Below are 20,065 nucleotides of genomic sequence, written 5' to 3'. Positions count from 1 at the left end.
CGGCGTACGGACCGAGGCCGGCGGACCGGACTCATCGGACCGAGGTCAGCGGACCTGGGTCACCGGGGCGAGGGCAGCAGACCTGGGCGGACGGACCGGGGTCAGCTCCGGGTCCTCCCTGAGCTTGCCGAGCGCCCGTGACACCGCGCTCTTCACCGTGCCGACGGACACTCCGAGCACCTCGGCCGTCTGGGCCTCGCTCAGGTCCTCGTAGTACCGCAGGACGACCATGGCCCGCTGCCGGTCCGGGAGCTTCAGCACCGCGCGCCACATCGCGTCGTGCAGCGTCTGGTGCTCCGCCGGGTCGGGAGTGCCCGGGGCCTCCTGCTCGGGCAGCTCGTCGCAGGCGAACTCCTCGACCTTGCGCTTGCGCCACTGCGAAGTACGGGTGTTGAGAAGGGCCCGGCGGACGTAGCCGTCGAGCGCCCGGTGGTCCTCGATCCGCTCCCACGCGACATAGGTCTTGGTGAGCGCGGTCTGCAGCAGATCCTCGGCATCGCTCGGGTTCGCGGTGAGCGAGCGGGCGGCGCGCAGCAGTACGGGCCCCCGCGCCTGTACGAACGAGGAGAACGACGGATACGGCGCGTACTGGGCCCGCGAGGCGTGTGGTGCGTGCGCGGCGCGCGACGTGTACGCGGCGCATGAGCCGTGCGGGACGTGTCCCGTGGCGGCGCTTCCCCCGGAGGTGCCCGTGCGGACTGACGTGGTCATGGCTCCACGCTAGAAGCGGGTGCCGTTCCGGGGATCGGCCCCAGGTCCCGAAAGAGCGTCCCCCTCAGGGTGTAGGGGTGGGGCTCGCTCCACCTCCTGTAGGTGGAGCGGACGTCATGGGGGCTCAGGGTCGCCGTCAGCCTCGGCAGAGTGCGAATGATCAACCGGACGCATGAGGTCATACGGGCACGAGTCGCCGGCCGGGCGAACACGGCCCTGCCGAGCCCGCCCGGTGGTCCGTCATGCGGTCCGTCGCGTGGTCCGCTCGAAGATTCGCCCGGTGGCCCGCCCGGCGGTCGTGAATCCTCGGGGCTCATCCGTCGGCGCTCAGGACGAGTCCCGAGGTGGGTACGCCGGTGCCCGCCGTGACCAGGGCGGTGGCCGCGCCGGGGACCTGGTTCACCGACGAGCCGCGGATCTGCCGGACCGCCTCGGCGATGCCGTTCATCCCGTGCAGATACGCCTCCCCGAGCTGGCCACCGTGCGTGTTCAGTGGCAGCGTGTCGGCGGCGACGAAGTCGGCGGCCTCGCCCGGTCCGCAGAACCCGAACTCCTCCAGCTGCATCAGCACGAACGGCGTGAAGTGGTCGTAGAGGATGCCCACGTCGATGTCGGCCGGGGAGAGCCCGGAGTTCCGCCAGAGCTGCTGGGCGACCACCGCCGTCTCGGGCAGCCCGGTCAGGTCGTCGCGGTAGAAGCTGGTCATCTGCTCCTGTGCCCGGCCCGCCCCCTGGGCCGCTGCGGCGATCAGGGCAGGGGGCCGGGGCAGGTCCCGCGCGCGCTCCGCGCTGGTGACCACGATCGCCTGCCCGCCGTCGGTCTCCTGACAGCAGTCGAGCAGCCGCAGGGGTTCGACGATCCAGCGCGACGCGGCGTGATCGGCCAGGTTGATCGGTTTTCCGTAGAAGTACGCGGCCGGGTTGCGGGCGGCGTGGCGCCGGTCGGTGACCGCGACATGGCCGAAGACGTCCGGCGTCAGCCCGTAGGCGTGCAGATAGCGCTGGGCTGCCATGGCGACCCAGGAGGCGGGCGTGAGCAGCCCGAACGGGAGGTTCCAGCCGAGCGCGGCACCCTCCGCGGTGGGCTCGCGCTGCTGCACCCCGGAACCGAATCTGCGCCCTGAGCGCTCGTTGAACGCCCGGTAGCAGACCACGACCTCGGCCACCCCGCTCGCTACGGCCATCGCCGCCTGCTGGACGGTGGCACAGGCGGCCCCGCCCCCGTAGTGCACGCGGGAGAAGAAGGACAGCTCACCGATCCCGGCCGCCTGGGCGACGGTGATCTCCGGGCTGGTGTCCATGGTGAAGGTGACCAGGCCGTCCACATCGGCGGGCGTCAGTCCGGCGTCGTCGAGCGCGGACCGAACCGCCTCGACGGCCAGCTTGAGTTCGCTGCGCCCGGAATCCTTGGAGAACTCGGTCGCCCCGATGCCTACGATCGCCGCCCTGCCGCCGAGCGAGTCGGCCCTCCGCAGACTCATGCCGCCCCCTCCGGTGCCGAAGGAAGACCCCCTGCGGCCGGGGTCCGCGCCCCGCCGACGGTCACAGCCACGGTTCCGGTGACGTGCCTGCCGAGGGCGTTGGTACCGACGATCGACACCTCGGCCGTCCCGTCGTCGCCGACCGCGGTGACCGTGCCGCCGAGCATCATGGTGTCCCCGGGGTAGTTGGGCGCGCCCAGCCTGATGGCGACCTTGCGCAGCACGGTGGACGGGCCGAGGCGGTCGGTGACGTACCTGCCGACCAGGCCGTTGGTCGTCAGGATGTTCATGAAGATGTCCGGGGACCCCTTCTCCCGGGCGAGCTCCGCGTCGTGGTGCACGTCCTGGTAGTCGCGGGAAGCGATGGCGCCCGCCACGATCAGGGTGCGGGTCACCTCGATCTCCAGCGGCTCCAGTACGTCACCGGCCTTCATCCCTCCCCCGGCCTTCACCGCTCCACCGTCCTTCGCCCCTCCGCCCGCCTTCATCCCTTCGCTCGCCTTCGCCTCTCCACCGGCCTTCGTCTCCTCACCGGCTTTCATCCCTTCGCCGCTTCTCACTCCGCCCCCTCCTCCGTCGCTGCCGCGCGTACCGGTTCCTCCACCGACGCCAGCAGTTCACCGAGCTCCTGAAGCACCTCGCTGCCGCAGCCCAGATGGGCGTCGAGCTGCCGGCCCCAGAGGAAGTGCCGGTGCACGGGATGGTCGAGGTCGGCCCCCGTCCCGCCGTGCAGATGCTGTCCGGCGTGCACCACCCGTTTGCCCGCCTCCGACGCCCACCACGCTGCGGTGAGCGCCTGGCGCCGGTACGGCAGGCCCGTGTCGCGACGCCACGCGGCCTCGTACGCCGTGACCCGTATCGCCTCGGTGTCCATGTGGGCGTCGGCGGCACGCATCAGCACCGCCTGCTTGGTGGAGAGCGGGCGCCCGAACTGCTCGCGGGTGTTCGTGTGGGCGACGGCCAGGGCCAGCGAACCGGCGCACACGCCGGCCTGCAGCCCGGCGAACGCGATCCGGCTCACGGCCAGGACCCTCTCGTACGCCCGCGCATCCTCACGCGCCCGCACGTCCTCACGCGCCCGCCTGTCCTCGTACGCCCGTCCTTCCTCGTGCGCCGGGGTCGCTTCCGCCCGTCCTTCCTCGTGCGCCCCCGTGCCACCGAGTCGCTCCCCGGGCGCCCCGTCCAGGACGAGCCGCGCCGCCGACCACGGCGCCGTGGTCTCCACGGGCTCCGTCCTCACACCCGGCCCGTCGGTCCGTACGATCCACAGCCCGTGCTCCGCGTCCGCGACCAGGACCAGGGACGCGTCCCGCAGCCACGGCACGTACGGCACCGAGCCGCTCAGCCGACCCTCGCCGTCCGCCCGGATCCCGCCGCGCGCGGGAAACGCCCCGGCCGCGACCTCCGTACCGTCCCGCAGCGCGGGCAACAGCCGCTCCCGCTGTTCGTCCGTGCCGTGCTCGGCGACGGCGAGCAGCCCGTACACACAGCTCGACGCGAACGGCACCTGAGCGGTCACCCGGCCCTGTTCCTCCAGCAGGAGCACCAGGCCCAGCAGCCCGATCTCCTCCACCGCCGCGGTCAGTCCGGCGGCGCACAGTTCCTTCCACAGCTCGGTGTCGCTGCCCGTACCGGCCGCGACCAGGCGTTCGTGCGTCGACAGGTCCCGGAAGATCCGCGCCGCCAGCCCCTGCGCCGCCGTCTGCTCCTCCGTGGGGGTGAAGTCCATGTCAGCCCTCACCTCCACGAAAGACCGGCAGCACCAACTCGGGGTCCGTACGAAGGAATTCGAGCCGCACCGGCATTCCGATCCGTACCTTGTCGTACGGCACGCCGACCACGTTGCCGACCATCCGCACCCCCTCCGCGAGTTCGATCAGCGCCACCGCGTACGGCCCGCCCTCCCCGGAGGCGCTGAAGGCGGGGAAGGGCGGGTGGTGCATCACCACATGGCTGAAGACGGTGCCCTCGCCGACCGCCTCGACCGTGTCCCATTCCTGGCAGCCGCAGGCGTTGCAGCCGGGCAGCCAGGGGAAGCGTGGCTTCCGGCACCCGGCGCACCGCTGGATCAGCAGCTTGTGCTCGGCGACGCCCTGCCAGAACCCGGCGTTGTCGCGGTTGACCACCGGCCTCGGACGCGGACGCCGACCACCGAGGTCCGCCCCCGCCCCGCCCACTCGCTCCCGCCCCTGTTCCCGCGCCTGCTCTCGCCCCTGCCCCTGCTCCTGCTCCCGTTCCTGCTTCTGCTCCTGCTTTCGCAGCCGCTCCTGTTCCGCCTGTTCCGCCAGCTCCCGTTCTTTACGTCCCCGTTCCCCGGGTTCCCGTTGCCCCGTCCGCCGCTCCGCCGTGGGCCGCCCCACCGCCGCCGGTGCGTACTTCAGGATCCGGAACCGGTGCGTCCCGGCCAGCTCTCCCCGTACGCGTACGTCCATCCGCGTCGTCACGAAGTGGCCCGTCCCCAACCGGGTCGTCTTCCGTTCCGAGACCGACTCGATCAGCGCGTCGAAGGTAATCCGGTCACCGGGCCGGAGCGGCCGCAGGTACTCCTGCTCGCAATCGGTCGCGACCACGGAGGTGTACCCCGCGCTGTCGAGCAGGCCGAGCAGTTCCTCGTACGCAGTGGAACGGCTGGTGTGCCCCGACAGGCCGCCCATCGTCCATGCCTGGAGCATGGTCGGCGGGGCGATCGCCTCCGGGCCGGTGTAGGCGGGGTTGGTGTCGCCCATCGCCTCGCACCAGTGCCTGATCATCGGTTCGTTGACCGGATCCTTGCCGATGGCCGCCGTCGCGGCGGGTCGCCCCTCGTACTCCTTGAGCCGCGTGCACAACGCGTCCTCTTCCTCCGGCCCCTGCTTCTCCTGCCGCGTACGGGTCACCGCTTGCCCCTCTTCATGCCGAGCCGCATGGTCGCGACGATCTCCCGCTGAACCTCGCTCACCCCGCCCCCGAAGGTGTTGATCTGCGCGGCCCTGTTCATCCGCTCCAGTTCCCCGTCCCCGAGGCAGCCGGGCGACCCGCCCCGCAGGGTGCCGGCCTCCCCGACGGCCTCCTGGCAGATCCGGTACAACTCGACGGCGCTCTCGGTCCCCGCGAACTTCACGCCGCTCGCCTCACCGGGCGCCAGCGAACCCGCGCCGACATCCCCCACCAGCCGCCAGTTGAGCAGCCGGGTCGCCGCCAGCCGCGCGTACGCCTCGGCCAGCCGGGCCCGCACCCACGGCTCGTCGGCCGGGCGCCGGCCCGTCACCGGATCGGGGGTACGGGCCAGGGCGAGGGCCTCGTCGTAGAAGTCCTCGGCCTGCATCCCGATCGCGGCGAGAGCCACTCGTTCATGGTTCAGCTGGTTGGTGATCAGTCCCCAGCCGCCGTTCTCCGCACCGACCAGATGCCCGGCGGGCACCCGTATCCCGTCGTAGTAGGTGGCCGTCGTGGTCAGCCCGCCCACGGTCTCGATCGGCGTCCAGGAGAAGCCCGGGGCGTCCGTCGGCACCAGGATGATCGAGATGCCCCGGTGCTTCGGCGCCTCCGGGTCGGTACGGCAGGCCAGCCAGATCCAGTCCGCGTTCTGCGCGTTGCTGGTGAAGATCTTCTGCCCGTCGATCACCCAGGAGTCGCCGTCCCGTACGGCCCGGGTGCGCAGGGCCGCGAGATCCGTACCGGCCTCCGGCTCGCTGTAGCCGATGGCGAAGACGAGCTCGCCGCTGAGGATCCGGGGCAGGAAGTACGCCTTCTGCTCCTCGGTGCCGTACTTCATCAGCGTCGGGCCGACGGTGTTGAGGGTGACCATCGAGACGGGCGCCCCGGCCCGGTAGGCCTCGTCGAAGAAGACGAACTGCTCGTCGGGTCCGCGCCCCTGTCCGCCGTACTCGACGGGCCAGCCCAGCCCGAGCATGCCGTCCGCGCCGATCCGCCGCAGCAACCGCCGCTGTTCGCCGGGGTCGTCGACGCCGGGCCCCGTCGAGGTGTCCTCGCGCGGCATCAACCTGGCGAAATAGGCACGGAGTTCGGCGCGCAACTGCCGCTGCCGCTCCGTCGGGGCGAGGTGCACGACGGCTGCCTCCCGGGCACGGGGGGTACGGATCGGGGTCGGGTACGGGGGCACAGACCGGGGTCCGGGGTCCGCGTTCGGGTTCGGGTCCGGGTTCAGATCCGGGGGCCGAGGTCCAGGTCCATGTCTGTGTTCACGAGCTCAGTTTCTGACTGTCCGTCAGATACATGAGGGCTGTCAAGGTGGACGACGCCCTGACCGCACCTCCACCGCCGCCGCCTCGGCAGCACGCGCACCGAGATTGGCTGTATTTGGTCTCTCGCCGCGGGCGTGGAGCCGCGTACCTATGAGTTCCCGCGCGGGCGTGGAGCCGCGCACGGGGACGTGCTCGCCGCGCGCGTACGGGCGCGGCGAGCACCACACCAGAAGCCCCACGCGCACTAGAAACTCAGCCCTCAACGCTCAGACACTCAGCCACACACGCACTCAGCCACACACGCACTCGACCGCTCACGCACTCGGCCGCTCACGCACTCAGGAAGCCGAGGAAACCCAGCCCACTCGGAAGACCAGCAGACTCGGGGAGCTCATGGACAACACGGGGACTTCGGGAACCCCACCGCCCACGCCGCCACCGCCGCCCTTGCCACCGCCCCCACCCCCGCCCGCGAGCGGCGTCGACCTGAGGGTGGGCAAACGGCTGCTGTGGGTGGGAGAGGCGGCCTATCCGGTACACAACATCACCCGGGTCCACACCTTCGAACTCCGGCCCAAGCGCATGGAAGCGTTCCTGAGCTTCTTGAAATGGCTCGCGGCCACGTTCTTGGCCTTCGTCCTGCTCCAACTGGCCAACGAGAACGGGTCGTCCGGCTACGAGGACCCGAACGAATCGGCCGACGTGCTGTGGGTGCTCGCCATAGGGATCGCGATCGGCCTGGTCGTGCGTCTGGTGAAGGATCTGGCGGCACAGTCCGAGTACGTGCTGGCCATCGAGACCGCCAGCGGCTCCAGCGCGCTGGTCACCCTGCCCGACCCGAACCGGCTCCGCCGCCTGGTCCACCACCTCGTCAACGCCATAGAGAATCCGGAGGCCGAGTTCCACGTGCGCGTGGAGCGGGTGCTGGTCAATCCGAAGAACTACCACTTCGGTGACAACGTGAACATGTACGGAGGAATGTTCAACACGGGGGTGAGCAAGTGAGCAACGGGAGTTCCTACCACTACGGCGACAACATCCACCACGGCAACAACATCAATGGCGACAACGTCAACATGTACGGCGGTACGGGCAACACGGGCATCGTCAAGCAGCAGGCCCCGGCCGTGCCGGAGGCGATCGGCGAACTGGTCCGCCTCCTCCAGGAATTGCGCGGCGAGTTGGCACCCGCGAGCGCGCGGGTCATCGACGACTCCCTGCCCGCGATCACCTCCGCCACGAGCGCCCCACAGGAACGGCATCGCGCCCTGATCGCCGTGGCCACCATCGCCTCGACCGTCGGAGCGCTCGGCCAGCCGGTCGCCGACGCGGTCGACAAGATCCTGGGGCTGCTGGGAATCCGGTAGGGCGCCGCCACGAGCGGCCCTTCCGGCCCTTCCGGCCCTTCCGGTCCTCCGGCCCCCTCTGACCTGACGAAATCCCGTAACCCGGCACCTCGCCATGGATGCTCTGCGATGCTGGAGGCCGATCGAGAGGGGCCGCAGCGATGCAGTGGAAGATCCACGGGGAACGTCCGATCTACGAGAACGAGTGGGTGAACCTGTGGCTCACCGACATCGAGACACCGGACGGAAGCCGCTGGGAACACCACGTCGTCAAGCTGCGCCACCTGGCCGTCGCCGCGGTGGTCAACGAACGGCGCGAGGTCCTGATGATGTGGCGGCACCGCTTCATCACGGACACCTGGGCGTGGGAACTGCCCATGGGCCTGGTCGAGGAGGACGAGACCCCGGCCAACGCGGCGGCCCGCGAGGTCCTGGAGGAGACCGGCTACCGCCCCGGCCCGGTGAAACCACTGATCTACGCCGAACCGGCCAACGGCATCACCGACTCCCAGCACCACCTCTTCCGGGCCGACGGAGCGACGTACGTGGGCCCGCCGACCGAGAAGAACGAATCCGACCGGATCGAGTGGATCCCGCTCGCCGACATCCGCGGCATGATCGACCGCCGCGAGATCGTCAGCAGTGGCTCCCTCGTCGGCCTGCTCTACCTGCTCATGGACGAATCGATCCGCTGACCACCGGCACCCGACGCCGACGCCGCGACCAGGGCCGGGCCGGAATCACCTGGCCCGGCACCGCCGCACCGACGGCGCCCACGGTCACAGCAGAAAGACGAACCACACGACGAAGGGGTGCCCCCGGACAGGGGCACCCCTTCTGATCAGCGCGTCGTCTGACCTGCTGCGGTGGGTGTGGGATTTGAACCCACGGTGACTCGCGCCACGACGGTTTTCAAGATCTCTCGCGGATATTGAGGTTGGGGCGCTCCGCCACAGGTCAGACGGGTGCGGGCACCCCTGCGGAGCCGTCGTCATCGTCGTCGTGCCCGCTACGTGCCCCATGCTCATGGTCGTGCCCGCTGAGCCAGGAGTCCGCCGCTTCCGCCACCTGGTCGTCTCGACCGGCAACGGGTCGGGCGTAGTGCCGGGTGGTGACGCTCGCGTTCGAGTGCCCGAGGCGGTGCGCGGCGGTCATCACGCCGTACCGGTCGGCGACCCACGTGCCATGCGAGGCACGGAGATCGTGTGGGGTGACGTCGGTCAGCCCAGCTGTCGCCACGGCGGGGTCGAAGTACGCCTTGCGCCACTGGTTGTAGCGCAGGGGCTTGCCGCCGGGCGTCACGAACAGAAGGGCATCGTCCCCGCCCGACAGCGTCTCCAGGTGTCGGCCGAGCCGCTTCGCCAGCGAAGGGCCGATCCTCAGGACTCGCTTCTGATGGGACTTCGGAGTGTCGAAGACCAGGGCGCCGTTCGCTTCGGCCAGGTTCTCGTCGACCACGACCAGGCCGCCGCATACGTCGATATCCGCACGCCGCAGCGCGAACGCCTCACCGATCCGCAGACCCCCGTACGCGAGAAGGGCGATCAGCAGGTCATGCGGCTTGGTCGCGTTCCGGACGATCCGCGAGGCTTCCAGCGGGGTGAGGATGTGCGGCTCGGTCTGAGGCATCCGGGGCAGCTTCACGCCCCGGCACGGGGTCTGCGGGATCATCTCGTTTTCGACGGCCGACCGCATGATCTGTGACAGCACCCGGTAGGCCTGTCTGATCCGCGACGCGCTGAGGCCCCTGGTCTTCATTCCGCCGACCCACTCGGCGATCGTGATCGGCCGGAGGCTGGACATCTCGCGATCACCGAGCGTCGGGACGATCAGCGAGTTGATCAGGGATCGGTACGAGGCCTGTGTCTTGTGCTTGAGCTGCGGGGAGACGGCCGCGAGCCAGCGTGCTGCCCACTCTCGAACGGTGGTCTGTCCCTCGGCCGGATCGAGCCAGCGCCCTTCTTCGATCTCGATGCGCTTCCGCGCCAGCCAGCGGTCAGCGTCCGTCGTGGTAGCGAACGTCTGATCGGCTGGGCGGAGTACACCATCAGGCCCCGGATACCTCGCCTGGAACCGGCCGGACGGCAGCTTTCGGATGCGACCGAAGTTACGGCGGGACTTGCGCTTTCCGGCCATCAGGCAGCCCTCCGGTACGCCGAGGAGCGCCGCAGGACGATCGGCTCCACCGTGTGAGCGCTGACGTACTCGTCCACGGCGCTCTCCGGGATGCGGACGTGTCGGCCGACCTTGACGAAGGTAATGCGGCGTTCCTCGATGAGCCGACGCGGGAAGCGGAGCCCGGTGCCCAGACGGTCTGCGACCTGGTCCACGGTGAGAAGTCGGTCCACGGTCACCACTCCCCTTCGTCGGTGGCAAGCCCGTTCAACGCCTCGCGCGCGGTCTCGCGGTTGGTCTGGAGGCCGCGGGCGATGGTCGCGGCAAGGGCGGCTTCACCCGGGGTGTGGCCGTGGCCGGCGTACTGCCAGTCAGCCAGGACGAGGACGGTGTCCGGCTCGCGGTCGTCGAAGCCGAGAGCGGAGGCTTCTTGGGCGGCGCGGTAGTCGGCGCGTTCCTGGCGGAGGGCGCCCAGGGTCGTGGAGTAGCTGCGCGACTTGGACGAGAAGTGGCCGCGGAAGCCGAGCATGTGCGCCCAGGCCCAGAGGCGTCGGTCCGGGTAGAGCGGATCGAGGTTCTTGCACGCTTCGATGAGTCGGCGGGTGTGGTCGGGGACCTGGTGGCGATCAAGTTCGGAGAGTTCGCCGATGCGGCGGTCCAAGGTGCCCGTGTTCTCGGCTGCTTTGGTGGCGTACTTGGCCACGTAGGAGGCGACGGCCTGTTCGGTGATGTCGGAGCCGTCGCCGAAGGCCTTGACCGGGCGGACGTCGAGTTGCTTTCCCCAGCGGAACGTACGGGCGGGTTGGTCGACTGCGGCCGGGACGGAGACGGACGTGTACGAGTGCGCGGCGGCGGCATGTATCGCGTCGGTGAGGAGGCCGACCGTGGCCCAGGCGGGCGGCAGGGTGCCGGGTCCGTCCGGGCCGTCGAGGCGTATGACGGCGTGGAAGTGCAGGGCCCCACGCTTCTGGAACTCGGCCACCTTGCCGTACGAGACGCGGAGGTGTTCGGCGAGTTCTCGACGGGGCAGACCGGCACGCGCGGCGAGTTCGCGGCGGAGCCGAGTGGTGAAGCGCTGCCAGAGCTGGCCAGCGTGATTGTTGAACAGCACGGCGCCCACGTAGTCGTAGGTGGCCGGGTCGAGAGCGGAGCCCAGTTCCGGAGCGTCAGGAGCGTGCCGGGTGCCACAGCGGCAGGCTCCGTGATCGGGCCGGTTGTGGACCGGACCGAACGAGGGGGCCGTGAGGGTGGCGAAGACGCGCGGGTGATCGCGGACGGTGGCGGGGACGTCGCGGCGATCGTCCCCGGCCAGGCCGACGCGGATCAGGTGGTAGGTGTCGCCCGCGTAGGTCCATGCGCAGGAGGGGCAGCGGGAGACGCGGCGGTTCCCGCAGGCGAGGCGGAGGCGTCCGCCAGGCTCGTTCTCGGTGGAGTAGTGGTGCAGGGTCTCGCCGGTGGTCTTGTCCTTGTGAAGGACCCAGCCGGTGAGGTGAATCGGGTCGGAGCAGCCGCCGGTACGGCGGATCTGGTCTTCCCAACGGTTGTAGTCGGAGGCCGAGGCCACCCGGAGCACATCCCCGAGGGTGATCGGGTCGAGCCGTGTGTCCGGTATGGGCGCCCGAGGTGTCGCGGGTGAGGCGCGGTGGGCCATGCTGGGTGTTTCCTTCCGGTTGCGAGATCGGACAGGGACGGCGCCCGGGCGGCGGATGCTTGGCGGTATCGAGGCCGCCCGGGGGCCGGTCAGCGACGCTTGGCGTCGGAGGCGAGCAGAGAGCGCAGGACGACCGCGCAGACGGCGACCGAGGCGCCGGTGATGGCGACCGCCAGGAGCAGGGAGACCAGGACGGCGCCGAGGACCAGGACGACGGCTGTGCCGCCACCGACGAGGGCGAGCGCGGTGCCCGGGGTGAGCTGGACGACCGGGGTGAGCTGGACGACCGGGCGGGACGACGCCGGGGCGACGGGTGCCGGCGGCGGTACTGGGGAGCCGGGGGTGAGGGCGGTCGGCTCGACGACGGCGGGCGGGGTGGCCAGGCCGGTGGGCTGCGGCATGACCGGGAGCTTGGGCCGGAGCACGGGCGGTTCTCCTTTCGTGGGTTACTTGACGGCGGTGTCGATGACGGGGGCCAAGACGCTGTCGGCGAGGAGGTATCCACCGAGGAGGAGCAGGGCGACGAGCCACCAGGGCGGGCGGATGAGCTTGATGCCGAGGTAGCCGACGGCCAGCAGGGCGAACCAGAGGGGGACGTCCATGGGCGGTGCCTCCTAGCGGGCGGTGCAGCGGTGGGTGCGGGCGGCGAGCTGGGCGGCGGTCCGGCTGGAGTAGTCGGTGGACCAGCCGCAGCGGTCAGCAGTGCAGACGGCGGTGTGCTTGGTCCGGCCGTTGCGGTCGCGGTGGGTGCCGATCTGCACGGGGCCGATCCGCATCAGGGAGTGGAAGTTGTCGCGGGCAGGCATATCAGTCGGTCTTCTCTCGGGCCCTGGTAGGGGCGGGGAAGCAGGCGCGGATACCGGCGGCGGTGGCCGGGTCGGCGGTGCGCCGGGCGGCTTCCTCGGCAAGCAGGTGAGCGAGGAAGGGCCGGTTGGCGGCGGTCATCTCGCGGGCGCCGTCGAGGTAGTCGGAGACGGTCAGATCGGCCGGGTCACGGGTCATCGTTCTGCCTCTCTTGCTTGGTCAGGTGAGGTGGGCGGCGATGGCGTCGGCGAGGTGGGGAGGGACGCCGAGGCGGGAGCGCAGGGTGGCGGTGTCGATCGGGGATCCGGTACGGGCGCGGTACTCGTCGGCGATCTTGCGGGCGTGGTCGATCAGTACGGCGGGAACCGGAGGAGCAGGTGCCGGGGAAGCTGGAGCTTTCTCGACCGGAGCGGGTGAGGCATCAGGCTCGGACACGACTTCCGTTGCCAACTCGCGCTCGGCGACCGGTACCAGCTCGACCGTGGACTCTGCTTCCTCCGTGGCGTCGACGGATGCCGACGGAATCGGCTTCGGCGCCGCGGGCGAGTGAGCGAGAAGGGTTCCGCCGAGGAAGGCGAGCGCCGGCCATCCGGCGATGCCGAGGCGGAGCAGGGCGGGCGGGTCCGCCATGTCGAGGAACCCGGCGGTGGCGACGTTGGCGCCGAGCGAAGCGAACAGGGCGACGAGGAACCAGCACCAGGCCAGCCGGGTCGGGCCCGCACTCCGCAGGCGCCGCCAGGAGGCGACCAGGAGCAGGTCGACACTGATCGGGTAGGCCCATGCCTTCCAGCCGTCCTGTCCGGCAGCGGCGGCGAGGTCGTGCAGGTGAGCGAAGGACAAGGCACCGGCGATGACGGCCTGAACCAGGACGGCATCGACGCGGAGCCCGTGGCCGACGCGCATCAGGGGTTCTCGCCGGGGTGGATGGGACCGCCGTCGGGGTCGGGACCGGACGGGAACATGCCGGGCGGCGGCTCAGACAGCGAGATGGCCAGGGACGGGCCGACAGCTTCCACGAAATCGAGGTCGGCACCGTCCATGTCGGCGTACACGGCGAGTTGGCCGAGCAGGAGCACGGTGCGGGCGATGTCTTCGAAGTTCGGGCACATGGCGGTTTCTCCCTTCATCAGGCATGGCGGGGGTAGGGACCTGGCGCGAAGGCGGTCACGCCGACCGGTGAAATCGGAAAGAGCAGAGATCAGGCGGAGGCCGGAATAGGCTTGGCCGCCGATGTGGGACTGTCGGCGTTGCCGGGCAAGACGGGCCGGAACGGGGCCAGCTCAGGCAGATCCGGCGTCCGCTCGGCGTACCGGTTGCAGAGATTCACGGCTTGGCGCAGCGAGGTGTGCGGGGCGCGGATGCGGTGCCATCCCCCGGATGAGTCGCCCGCGATGGCGACCCCGCGCGTCTCGGCCGGGATCTGGATAGCGGCGAGGACTGCGTCCGGTGAGATGTCGCCGAAGGCCATGTTGGCGGATGTCTCGTCGTTGACACGGTGGGCGGTACGGCCGGTGAGCTGGGCGCGAAGCATGGTGATGCCCTTGCCGAGTTCAGAGCCGAAGCGCTGCCCGCAGATTTCGAGGTAGATGCCGGCCGCACGGCCGAGTTGGGCGAGTCGGACCAAGGCGGTGATGACACGGTCCCGCCGCTTCTCCTCCTCCTTGTTGGCGTACAGGGCCAGTTCGGCGACCTCGTCGACCAGGACGACGACCGGGATCGGACGCAGATGTTCGGGCAGGTCCCAGATATCGGCGGCAATCTCTGCGTCCGGCACATCAGCGGTGATCCGCTGCTCCGCACGAATGAGTTGGTACACGCCTTCCATCCGGGCCACGAGCGCGTCGAGCAGTTCGGCGGCGGTGTCCGGGTTGTCGGCCAGCGCGGAGAACCGGCGGGCCAGCGGAAACAGCTCGACCCCTTTCTTGCAGTCGATACCGACGAGGGCGACGTCCATCCGGGCAAGTCCGGCGACCAGGTTGCGTTGGTAGACGGACTTGCCGGACTCCGTGGCGCCGAGGGTGAGGGCATGAGGTATCGCCCGGTAGTCGCGGTAGTGCACCGAGCCGTCCTCCCGCAGGGCCACCGGCACCCGCATCAGCCGACTATCGGTCTCGACCGGCATCTGCACCCTCTTGAGCACGTCGTAGCCGGTCATCCGCACCTCCACGACACCGGAGGACAACTCGCGCGAGGTCACACCGTGCATCGAGAACGAGTGCCGGAGCCGGTCCGAAGCGGCGGCGACGTCGAAAGCATCCTGTCCGGGGCGGAGCTTGAGCCGCAGAGCCAGACCGGTGCGGGTCGGCCGCAGCCGCAGGATCCGCGGTGGACGGGGCTCCGGTATCGGCCGGTTGGCAGCTCGGGCCAGGGCGAGACGCCACCGGGCGGGTGGAACGGTCAGCCCGCACGCGTCCATGACGGAGCTGTACCGGACCAGGACCCGCGCCACCGCCAGCGTGACCCCGAAGGTCAACCAGTACCAGGCGGGGCGCCGCCACCGCAGGAGACCCGCGACGACGACGACCAGCACCAGAGCGACCACGAAGCCGGTCATGGTCAGGCTGCCTTCGGCCTTGCCGCGGCGTCGGCGAGCGAGGTGACCGCGACCGCGCGGAACGCGATGCCGTGCCGCTTCTGGCCGTTGAAGTCGTTCTCCCAGGGGCGGGCGATCAGGCCGGTGAGCGCCACCGGCGTGCCCATGGACAGTTCGCCGGTGACCCCGGGCGCCGGGACGGTGATCGACAGGATCTCCACTTCCTCGTTCGCCGCGAACATCACGTCGACCGTCATCAGCGTCGCGCCGGTCTCGACGTCGGTGGCGATCTCGCCGGTGCGACGGTCCTTGATCTTGGGCTGCGGGGTCTTGGCGACCATCACGGTCGCGGCGGAGGTGTCGACGGGAATCTGACGCACAGCAGATCTCTCCTCTATAGATGCCGAACTCCGTCACTCATGTATATGAGTGACATGAAGAAGAGTGCATCACTCCTGTACATGAGTCAACCCGCCACGATGAAGAACTCGTGACGGGCTGCGAGGAGTTGAGCGGGTATCAGTCGGCGGCAGGGATCCGGTACTCGAAAACGAACTGGTCAGCGGCCATGAGCGTGTCGCACACCTCGACCACGAGACCCGCGGTCGTCCGAGCCTCCCGGATCAGATGAACCACCGGCGCACCCGGGCTCAGCGCCAGTTCCGAAGCCTCCCCCTTCGAGGCCGGACGCGCCTGCAACGTCTCGACGAACTCCGCGAACTCATGCCCGTGGTCTTCGAGCCGGGCGTAGATGCCACCGCCGCCGGGGTTCTCGGCGAACAGCTCCGGGATCTCCTTCACCACGTCCCAGGGAAGGTAGGACGTGGCGGTCTCGACGGGGGTGCCGTTGCGGAAGTAGAGACGCCGACGGGCCAGCACCTGCGTGCCGGCAGGGACGCCCAGTCGTCGGGCAGCATCCTCGGGCGCCTCCATGGGCCCGATGTAGAGGACGCTGACCTTGGCGGAAGCACCGGACTGTGCGGACTCCGCAAGGTACGCGGCCTGACCTCCCTGCCGGAGCGAGCGCCGGAACCGATCGGAGGAGCGGTGCCGCACCGGCGGCCGGTTCTTCACGATCGAGCCCTTGCCGTGCCGGGTCTCGACGAGCCCGCTCGCCCGCACTTCGACCATGGCCTTGCGGATGGTGCCACCGGACACGCCATAGCGATCCACCAGCTCAGATTCACTCGGCACCATGTCACCAGACTTCAGGACACCCGCCCGAATCTGCTGCACGATCTCGTCCGCGATCTGCACGTATCGAGGGCCGGCCCCGCCCCTGCCTGCCGCAGTTCCCATAGTCTTTCTCTGCCTCCTATGCTCCTCTACATGAGTCAATCACAGGAAGCGACACCGTCCCCCCTGCACTCCGTGTCCGTGGCTGGAGTAGTGGTGCGCGAGGACGGGCGCCTTCTTGCGATCCGCCGGGCCGACAACGGCACCTGGGAACTCCCCGGCGGCATCCTCGAACTCGACGAGACCCCCGAGGCCGGCGTGGCCCGCGAGGTCCTGGAGGAGACGGGCATCCACGTCGAGGTAGACGAACTCACCGGTGTCTACAAGAACTTGACCCGAGGCATTGTGGCCCTGGTCTTCCGCTGCAAGCCCTCCGGTGGCACCGAACGCACCTCCAGCGAATCCACGGCTGTCTCATGGCTCACACCCGACGAGGTCAGCGAGCGCATGTCCGAGGTCTACGCGATCAGGCTCCTGGACGCCCTGGACTGCAACGGCCCCCACGTACGGAGCCACGACGGCAGGCACCTCATCCCAGCGGGATAAAACCTTCTCTACTTCATCAAGGCACCCGGCTGCGCTCCGCTCCGCCGGGCGCGCTTCCCGGCTCTGGCTGCGCCCGCGCTCATGCCTCCGGCCCGCTCGGCGCTGCCGCCGCCGACGCGCGCCCATGTGGTTGGGGCCGGGGCTGTGAAGGGGGCAACCGCACTGCTCAACTCGCCGTCAAAGACGATGCCTCCGGCGGGGGATCGGCCGGCACCGGGAGCCGGGGGGAAACGCTGCCGGGTGCGGATCCGTGGGTGGTTGCGGGGAGCTCCCATCCCGTCCACCGTCGACCCAGGCAAAGCCGAGCAGGCGTGGCCCCTGGTGTCCAGGTCGTTCGTGCAGTGGCGCGCTCCACCTGGACACCAGGGGCCACGCCTGCTCCACTGCGTGTGGGTCGACGGCGGACGGGATGGGAGCTGAGGTTGCGTTCGTCGCGAGTGGGACGTGTCCGCTCCTCACGTCCAGCCGCGTGAACGCCTCCTGTCTGTTGGCACCCTTGGCGTAGTGGCAAGAAGCTCAATCATTCTCGCTTTCACTGTTACTCCGCCTACGACCACCCGCTTCCAAGAAAGTGCAAACTCCCTTCCCTCCTGCGGGTACGGAAAATCTTTGAGCCTCTGCAACAAGTCGAGTACAGAGGTAGCTGGCAGCAGCTGTTCGATCAACCTAAGACAAGTGACTGGCGGCCCATCAGAGGATCTACGCGGATCCAAATACCGAGCAGTGCCGACTATCCATGTCCACTCGACATCGGAAAATTGCGGCCAGCCTTGCGGAAGTCTCACAATTGCGCCGTCTGATATCTCACTCTTGAGGCGTTCAATCTGTTCTCGCCCTTTATCTATTGCGGATTCTTGTTTCCATGCATCCGCGAGGACGCGCGCATCGATAGGCCACTTTGCCTCAACTATCAACCCGCTCTTCCGGTCGGGATCGAGAGCGACGATGTCTAGGTCCCCAATTTTCCGGCGATTGTGCGCCAGTACCTTCACTTCCGTTGCGACCTTGACGCCCGGTATCTCACCTAGCCGCGATGCCCATTTGTTGCACAAGCGCCCAAGGGAAGTTCCGAGCTTTCCGGAAGCGCTGGGATTCGATGCGGCGGCTCGAAGGATCATTCGCTCCTCAAGGCCGTCTCCAAGCAAGGCGAAAGGCATTACTAGTTGGTCGCCCCACGGGATGATGGGAGCGGAGTAAGGTGTCTTTCCGCCTGGACCCCTATAGGTGAATAGATCGATGAACTTGTCTATGACGGTACTCTTGGGGTTATACCTCTTCAACCACCGCGTGAGCGCCTCTGGACGCATCGCCAGGTAGGCAGTTTCCAAGTTTGGCTCGCCACGAAAGAGTGTCAATTGAAGAAATGACATTCCTTTGAGGGTGCCCATGAGGGGAATAGCTTCTCTGAGCGTCAACCCCCCTAGATCGGTATCCAGAGGCATCTCCCATGGTTTATTCGAAACATAGTTCTTCATGTGCTGAATATAGAGTCCGCCAATCCAGGTTGGTAGGTTCCTGTATACGCCCCGGCGCCCTTGTTGGGAGCGAAAGAAGGCGTAGGCTGGTTCCAAGCTTGGGCCAACCGTGTTTTCGTCTACATTCTTTGTATCTATCTCTTCGAGGAGCATATCGAGGACCTCGACGGATGGGTTGGCGATTGGGTCTATCAGTAGCTCCTTTCCTTTCTGCTCCACTCGGATGCGGCCCGACTTCCCGCCTTCCAGGCCGATTTCAATTACGCTCCACTTTTGGGCTAGATCGAGCGCCTCGTTTATTTGCTGCAAGGTGGGCTCGCCGGAGATTGATGAATCGCCATACAGGAAAGCCCACTTTATTAGGTGGGCTGTCATGTTTGCCCAGTCGCGAGTTTCTCCGCCTGGCTCGCCATCTTCCCTGTCTCGTGCGCCGGGGGACCCCTTTTGCGCTTCTCGCAGGTATCGAACGGAGACTGAGGCCAGCAATGCGTGTAGCGCTGTTGTTCCGGAATTCCAAATAGAGAGCTCTGCGGGGGCGTGACCGGCTATTTCCTGGAGTCTTTTGTAGCCGTCAAGGGGAGGGTGGGCCATGGTGTTCCTTTCGTTTCATCTGCTGCCGTTATCGGTATTTGGGTTATTTACTTCCCAAGCCGCTTCGATGTCATGCGAGTGCTGTCCGTACCGACTGGCTGTCGGTCACCAGCGCAGTACAGCAACGAAGTACCGCAACTACGGCAACCGCTGCCAACCTTTTCTGCCCCTGTGGTCGGTTGAACCAGCTGGTACGACCTCTAGCGACCGGCCTGCATAGAGCTACGGATCAGAAGGTGCCCATGCCCCGTTCAGAGATCCGCGGTAATTGGCAGGCATCATGCAACACAACGGCCCCTGACCGTTTCACCTGGTCAGGGGCCGTATACCTACGAGGTAGGCTTCCACTCGTCCTTCAGGAGCGGTGAGGTTCACTCACCGCCAGGAGGTGACCCCGGCTGGTCGCTACCCGGAGCACGTCTCGCAGGGCCCCGGACAGTTCCTTCACGAGCAGCCGCATATCCTCCAGGCCCGCGTCCTCGTCGCCGAGAGTTTCTGACGCCTGCTCCAGCAGTTCGGCCGCCATGCCGAGTTGCACCGCCTCGATGTTGTCCGCCAGGCGGGACACGTGTCCGTCTCTGTCATCGGTGCTGAGGTAACAGGGCTTGTCTTCCGGCCCCGGCCACGGGAGAAGCCGCAGTTCGTTTCGGGTTGTCATCCTTGCGTTCGCCTCTTGTTGATCACGTGGTGGGTGGTGAAGACCGCATCGGCGCGACTCCCTGGAAACACCAGATGCGCGACTTCGATGACGCGCCCGGCGCTGTCTGCGGCAACGCGCGTGATCGCGAGAACGGCCACGGCGGAGCTGATTTGAAGGAGCGAAGCTTCGTCCGGCGTCGCGAGCCGGGCACACACCGTCTCCCGGACCTCGGCTGGCGGAGGGCTCGGTACGGCAAAGCCCATAGCCATCCGCTCGCATGAGGATCCGTCTCCGCACGCTGGGGTCAACGTCAGGTCGCCCGGGACATAGATGTGGGCCAGGCTGTGCGGCGACTCCCCCTCATGGCTGAGGCAGAAGTACTCAGTCAACGGGCTGCCGCTCGGCACCCTCAACAGGGTTGTCAGGCGTCCGTGCGCCCGGATCTCGGTTCTGCGGACAGTGACGCGCAGAGCCGCGTCCGCAGCAGTCGACGGATCCAGCGTTCCCCATCCGCCGACATACGTGATCTTGCGGCGGGGGCGAAGAACGAAGTTCCCCTTGCCGTGGATCTTCTCGACGAGCCCTTCCCTCTCAAGCACTGCGAGAGCACTCCTCAACGTCGGCGTGCTGACCATGTACTGACGTGCCAAGTCGGCCTCCGACGGCAGGCGTTCGCCGGCCTTGATGCGGCCGGTCGTGATCTGGTGCCGGAGGTCACCGGCGATGCCGTAACGGCGAGAGGACACGGCTCGG

25 protein-coding genes are annotated in these 20,065 nt (G+C 68.4%); 4 read left to right on the top strand and 21 right to left on the bottom strand.

The genetic code is table 11. The annotated features are described in order from the left end of the window. Positions 1 to 45: 45 nt before the first annotated feature. From AMK22_RS18845 to AMK22_RS18815, 6 genes are all read right to left on the bottom strand, one after another. Complete coding sequence (locus AMK22_RS18845; RefSeq protein ID WP_073786523.1) at positions 46 to 711, bottom strand: SigE family RNA polymerase sigma factor; 666 nt, start codon at positions 709 to 711, stop codon at positions 46 to 48. A 313-nt stretch (positions 712 to 1,024) separates the two neighbouring features. Next, entirely contained in the window at positions 1,025 to 2,191 is a 1,167-nt protein-coding gene (locus tag AMK22_RS18840) for a lipid-transfer protein (protein ID WP_073786521.1), read from the bottom strand. Next, positions 2,188 to 2,625 carry a MaoC family dehydratase gene (locus tag AMK22_RS18835; protein ID WP_073786693.1) on the bottom strand — a complete coding sequence of 146 codons (438 nt, stop codon included), beginning with the start codon at positions 2,623 to 2,625 and terminating at the stop codon, positions 2,188 to 2,190. Before AMK22_RS18835 ends, AMK22_RS18840 begins: the two co-directional genes overlap by 4 nt. Before the next feature lie 122 nt (positions 2,626 to 2,747). After that, the gene (locus AMK22_RS18830) at positions 2,748 to 3,920 is read right to left on the bottom strand and encodes an acyl-CoA dehydrogenase family protein (RefSeq protein ID WP_073786519.1); all 1,173 of its coding nucleotides are present in this window, start codon (positions 3,918 to 3,920) and stop codon (positions 2,748 to 2,750) included. A gap of 1 nt (position 3,921) precedes the next feature. Beyond that, positions 3,922 to 5,067, bottom strand: coding sequence for a bifunctional MaoC family dehydratase N-terminal/OB-fold nucleic acid binding domain-containing protein (locus tag AMK22_RS37610; RefSeq protein ID WP_079186260.1), 1,146 nt, complete (start codon positions 5,065 to 5,067; stop codon positions 3,922 to 3,924). Continuing rightward, complete coding sequence (locus tag AMK22_RS18815) at positions 5,064 to 6,239, bottom strand: acyl-CoA dehydrogenase family protein (RefSeq protein ID WP_073786691.1); 1,176 nt, start codon at positions 6,237 to 6,239, stop codon at positions 5,064 to 5,066. The genes AMK22_RS37610 and AMK22_RS18815 overlap by 4 nt, the downstream gene beginning before the upstream one ends. Before the next feature lie 583 nt (positions 6,240 to 6,822). Between AMK22_RS18815 and AMK22_RS18810 the strand changes: the two genes are divergently transcribed. From AMK22_RS18810 to AMK22_RS18800, 3 genes are all read left to right on the top strand, one after another. Next, positions 6,823 to 7,380, top strand: coding sequence for a DUF6232 family protein (locus AMK22_RS18810; RefSeq protein WP_242434040.1), 558 nt, complete (start codon positions 6,823 to 6,825; stop codon positions 7,378 to 7,380). Beyond that, a complete protein-coding gene (locus AMK22_RS18805) occupies positions 7,377 to 7,742 on the top strand; it encodes a hypothetical protein (protein WP_242434039.1) in 366 nt (121 codons plus the stop codon). Before AMK22_RS18810 ends, AMK22_RS18805 begins: the two co-directional genes overlap by 4 nt. 140 nt (positions 7,743 to 7,882) lie before the next feature. Next, positions 7,883 to 8,416: an NUDIX hydrolase gene (locus AMK22_RS18800; protein WP_073786515.1), complete on the top strand. Its 534-nt coding sequence runs from the start codon at positions 7,883 to 7,885 to the stop codon at positions 8,414 to 8,416. Between the two features lie 262 nt (positions 8,417 to 8,678). Here the strand turns inward: AMK22_RS18800 and AMK22_RS18795 are convergent, their stop codons facing one another. From AMK22_RS18795 to AMK22_RS18745, 12 genes are all read right to left on the bottom strand, one after another. Then, positions 8,679 to 9,857, bottom strand: coding sequence for a tyrosine-type recombinase/integrase (locus AMK22_RS18795; protein ID WP_073786513.1), 1,179 nt, complete (start codon positions 9,855 to 9,857; stop codon positions 8,679 to 8,681). Continuing rightward, positions 9,857 to 10,078 carry a helix-turn-helix domain-containing protein gene (locus tag AMK22_RS18790; RefSeq protein ID WP_073786511.1) on the bottom strand — a complete coding sequence of 74 codons (222 nt, stop codon included), beginning with the start codon at positions 10,076 to 10,078 and terminating at the stop codon, positions 9,857 to 9,859. Before AMK22_RS18790 ends, AMK22_RS18795 begins: the two co-directional genes overlap by 1 nt. Beyond that, positions 10,072 to 11,448: a replication initiator protein RepSA gene (gene repSA / locus AMK22_RS18785; protein WP_199883270.1), complete on the bottom strand. Its 1,377-nt coding sequence runs from the start codon at positions 11,446 to 11,448 to the stop codon at positions 10,072 to 10,074. Before repSA ends, AMK22_RS18790 begins: the two co-directional genes overlap by 7 nt. 128 nt (positions 11,449 to 11,576) lie before the next feature. Then, positions 11,577 to 11,912 carry a SpdD-like protein gene (locus AMK22_RS18780; protein ID WP_073786507.1) on the bottom strand — a complete coding sequence of 112 codons (336 nt, stop codon included), beginning with the start codon at positions 11,910 to 11,912 and terminating at the stop codon, positions 11,577 to 11,579. A 21-nt stretch (positions 11,913 to 11,933) separates the two neighbouring features. Further along, positions 11,934 to 12,089: a hypothetical protein gene (locus AMK22_RS38485; protein ID WP_107430590.1), complete on the bottom strand. Its 156-nt coding sequence runs from the start codon at positions 12,087 to 12,089 to the stop codon at positions 11,934 to 11,936. Positions 12,090 to 12,101: 12 nt separating this feature from the next. Then, positions 12,102 to 12,293: a mobile element transfer protein gene (locus tag AMK22_RS18775; RefSeq protein WP_073786505.1), complete on the bottom strand. Its 192-nt coding sequence runs from the start codon at positions 12,291 to 12,293 to the stop codon at positions 12,102 to 12,104. Between the two features lies 1 nt (position 12,294). Next, on the bottom strand, positions 12,295 to 12,489 hold the full coding sequence (locus AMK22_RS18770) for a hypothetical protein (protein WP_073786503.1): 195 nt from the start codon (positions 12,487 to 12,489) through the stop codon (positions 12,295 to 12,297). A 21-nt stretch (positions 12,490 to 12,510) separates the two neighbouring features. Continuing rightward, the gene (locus AMK22_RS18765; RefSeq protein WP_073786501.1) at positions 12,511 to 13,194 is read right to left on the bottom strand and encodes a DUF2637 domain-containing protein; all 684 of its coding nucleotides are present in this window, start codon (positions 13,192 to 13,194) and stop codon (positions 12,511 to 12,513) included. Then, complete coding sequence (locus AMK22_RS18760) at positions 13,194 to 13,400, bottom strand: hypothetical protein (RefSeq protein WP_073786499.1); 207 nt, start codon at positions 13,398 to 13,400, stop codon at positions 13,194 to 13,196. Before AMK22_RS18760 ends, AMK22_RS18765 begins: the two co-directional genes overlap by 1 nt. An 89-nt stretch (positions 13,401 to 13,489) precedes the next feature. Beyond that, entirely contained in the window at positions 13,490 to 14,845 is a 1,356-nt protein-coding gene (locus tag AMK22_RS18755; protein WP_073786497.1) for an FtsK/SpoIIIE domain-containing protein, read from the bottom strand. A 2-nt stretch (positions 14,846 to 14,847) separates the two neighbouring features. After that, positions 14,848 to 15,204 (bottom strand): SCO3933 family regulatory protein, encoded by a 357-nt coding sequence (locus tag AMK22_RS18750; protein WP_073786495.1) that lies wholly within the window; start codon positions 15,202 to 15,204, stop codon positions 14,848 to 14,850. Positions 15,205 to 15,343: 139 nt separating this feature from the next. Beyond that, complete coding sequence (locus AMK22_RS18745; protein ID WP_073786493.1) at positions 15,344 to 16,123, bottom strand: GntR family transcriptional regulator; 780 nt, start codon at positions 16,121 to 16,123, stop codon at positions 15,344 to 15,346. Positions 16,124 to 16,141: 18 nt separating this feature from the next. On the opposite strand from AMK22_RS18745, the gene AMK22_RS18740 reads away from it, so the two are divergent. Beyond that, positions 16,142 to 16,606, top strand: a complete 465-nt coding sequence (locus AMK22_RS18740) for an NUDIX hydrolase (protein WP_073786491.1) — start codon at positions 16,142 to 16,144, stop codon at positions 16,604 to 16,606. Between the two features lie 455 nt (positions 16,607 to 17,061). Here AMK22_RS18740 and AMK22_RS39190 read toward each other — a convergent pair whose 3' ends face one another. The 3 genes from AMK22_RS39190 to AMK22_RS18730 all read right to left on the bottom strand — a co-directional run bounded on the left by AMK22_RS39190 (position 17,062) and on the right by AMK22_RS18730 (position 20,058). Continuing rightward, the gene (locus AMK22_RS39190; protein WP_143203584.1) at positions 17,062 to 18,672 is read right to left on the bottom strand and encodes a hypothetical protein; all 1,611 of its coding nucleotides are present in this window, start codon (positions 18,670 to 18,672) and stop codon (positions 17,062 to 17,064) included. Between the two features lie 355 nt (positions 18,673 to 19,027). Beyond that, positions 19,028 to 19,330 (bottom strand): hypothetical protein, encoded by a 303-nt coding sequence (locus AMK22_RS18735; RefSeq protein WP_073786489.1) that lies wholly within the window; start codon positions 19,328 to 19,330, stop codon positions 19,028 to 19,030. Then, positions 19,327 to 20,058 carry a GntR family transcriptional regulator gene (locus AMK22_RS18730; protein WP_073786488.1) on the bottom strand — a complete coding sequence of 244 codons (732 nt, stop codon included), beginning with the start codon at positions 20,056 to 20,058 and terminating at the stop codon, positions 19,327 to 19,329. The genes AMK22_RS18735 and AMK22_RS18730 overlap by 4 nt, the downstream gene beginning before the upstream one ends. Positions 20,059 to 20,065: the final 7 nt, after the last annotated feature.

Origin of the sequence: Streptomyces sp. CB01580, from assembly GCF_001905795.1 — a bacterium.
Lineage (GTDB): Bacteria > Actinomycetota > Actinomycetes > Streptomycetales > Streptomycetaceae > Streptomyces.
Note: the sequence above shows the minus strand (reverse complement) of the source record. Positions and strands in the feature narration are given on the sequence as shown.

Bases quoted from the DNA above. Each gene is read 5' to 3' on its own strand.
- AMK22_RS18845 (WP_073786523.1), bottom strand. From the start codon at position 711: ATGACCACGTCAGTCCGCACGGGCACCTCCGGGGGAAGCGCCGCCACG.
- AMK22_RS18840 (WP_073786521.1), bottom strand. From the start codon at position 2,191: ATGAGTCTGCGGAGGGCCGACTCGCTCGGCGGCAGGGCGGCGATCGTA.
- AMK22_RS18835 (WP_073786693.1), bottom strand. From the start codon at position 2,625: ATGAAGGCCGGTGACGTACTGGAGCCGCTGGAGATCGAGGTGACCCGC.
- AMK22_RS18830 (WP_073786519.1), bottom strand. From the start codon at position 3,920: ATGGACTTCACCCCCACGGAGGAGCAGACGGCGGCGCAGGGGCTGGCG.
- AMK22_RS18800 (WP_073786515.1), top strand. From the start codon at position 7,883: ATGCAGTGGAAGATCCACGGGGAACGTCCGATCTACGAGAACGAGTGG.
- AMK22_RS18795 (WP_073786513.1), bottom strand. From the start codon at position 9,857: ATGGCCGGAAAGCGCAAGTCCCGCCGTAACTTCGGTCGCATCCGAAAG.
- AMK22_RS38485 (WP_107430590.1), bottom strand. From the start codon at position 12,089: ATGGACGTCCCCCTCTGGTTCGCCCTGCTGGCCGTCGGCTACCTCGGC.
- AMK22_RS18775 (WP_073786505.1), bottom strand. From the start codon at position 12,293: ATGCCTGCCCGCGACAACTTCCACTCCCTGATGCGGATCGGCCCCGTG.
- AMK22_RS18770 (WP_073786503.1), bottom strand. From the start codon at position 12,489: ATGACCCGTGACCCGGCCGATCTGACCGTCTCCGACTACCTCGACGGC.
- AMK22_RS18765 (WP_073786501.1), bottom strand. From the start codon at position 13,194: ATGCGCGTCGGCCACGGGCTCCGCGTCGATGCCGTCCTGGTTCAGGCC.
- AMK22_RS18760 (WP_073786499.1), bottom strand. From the start codon at position 13,400: ATGTGCCCGAACTTCGAAGACATCGCCCGCACCGTGCTCCTGCTCGGC.
- AMK22_RS18755 (WP_073786497.1), bottom strand. From the start codon at position 14,845: ATGACCGGCTTCGTGGTCGCTCTGGTGCTGGTCGTCGTCGTCGCGGGT.
- AMK22_RS18745 (WP_073786493.1), bottom strand. From the start codon at position 16,123: ATGGGAACTGCGGCAGGCAGGGGCGGGGCCGGCCCTCGATACGTGCAG.
- AMK22_RS18740 (WP_073786491.1), top strand. From the start codon at position 16,142: ATGCTCCTCTACATGAGTCAATCACAGGAAGCGACACCGTCCCCCCTG.
- AMK22_RS39190 (WP_143203584.1), bottom strand. From the start codon at position 18,672: ATGGCCCACCCTCCCCTTGACGGCTACAAAAGACTCCAGGAAATAGCC.
- AMK22_RS18735 (WP_073786489.1), bottom strand. From the start codon at position 19,330: ATGACAACCCGAAACGAACTGCGGCTTCTCCCGTGGCCGGGGCCGGAA.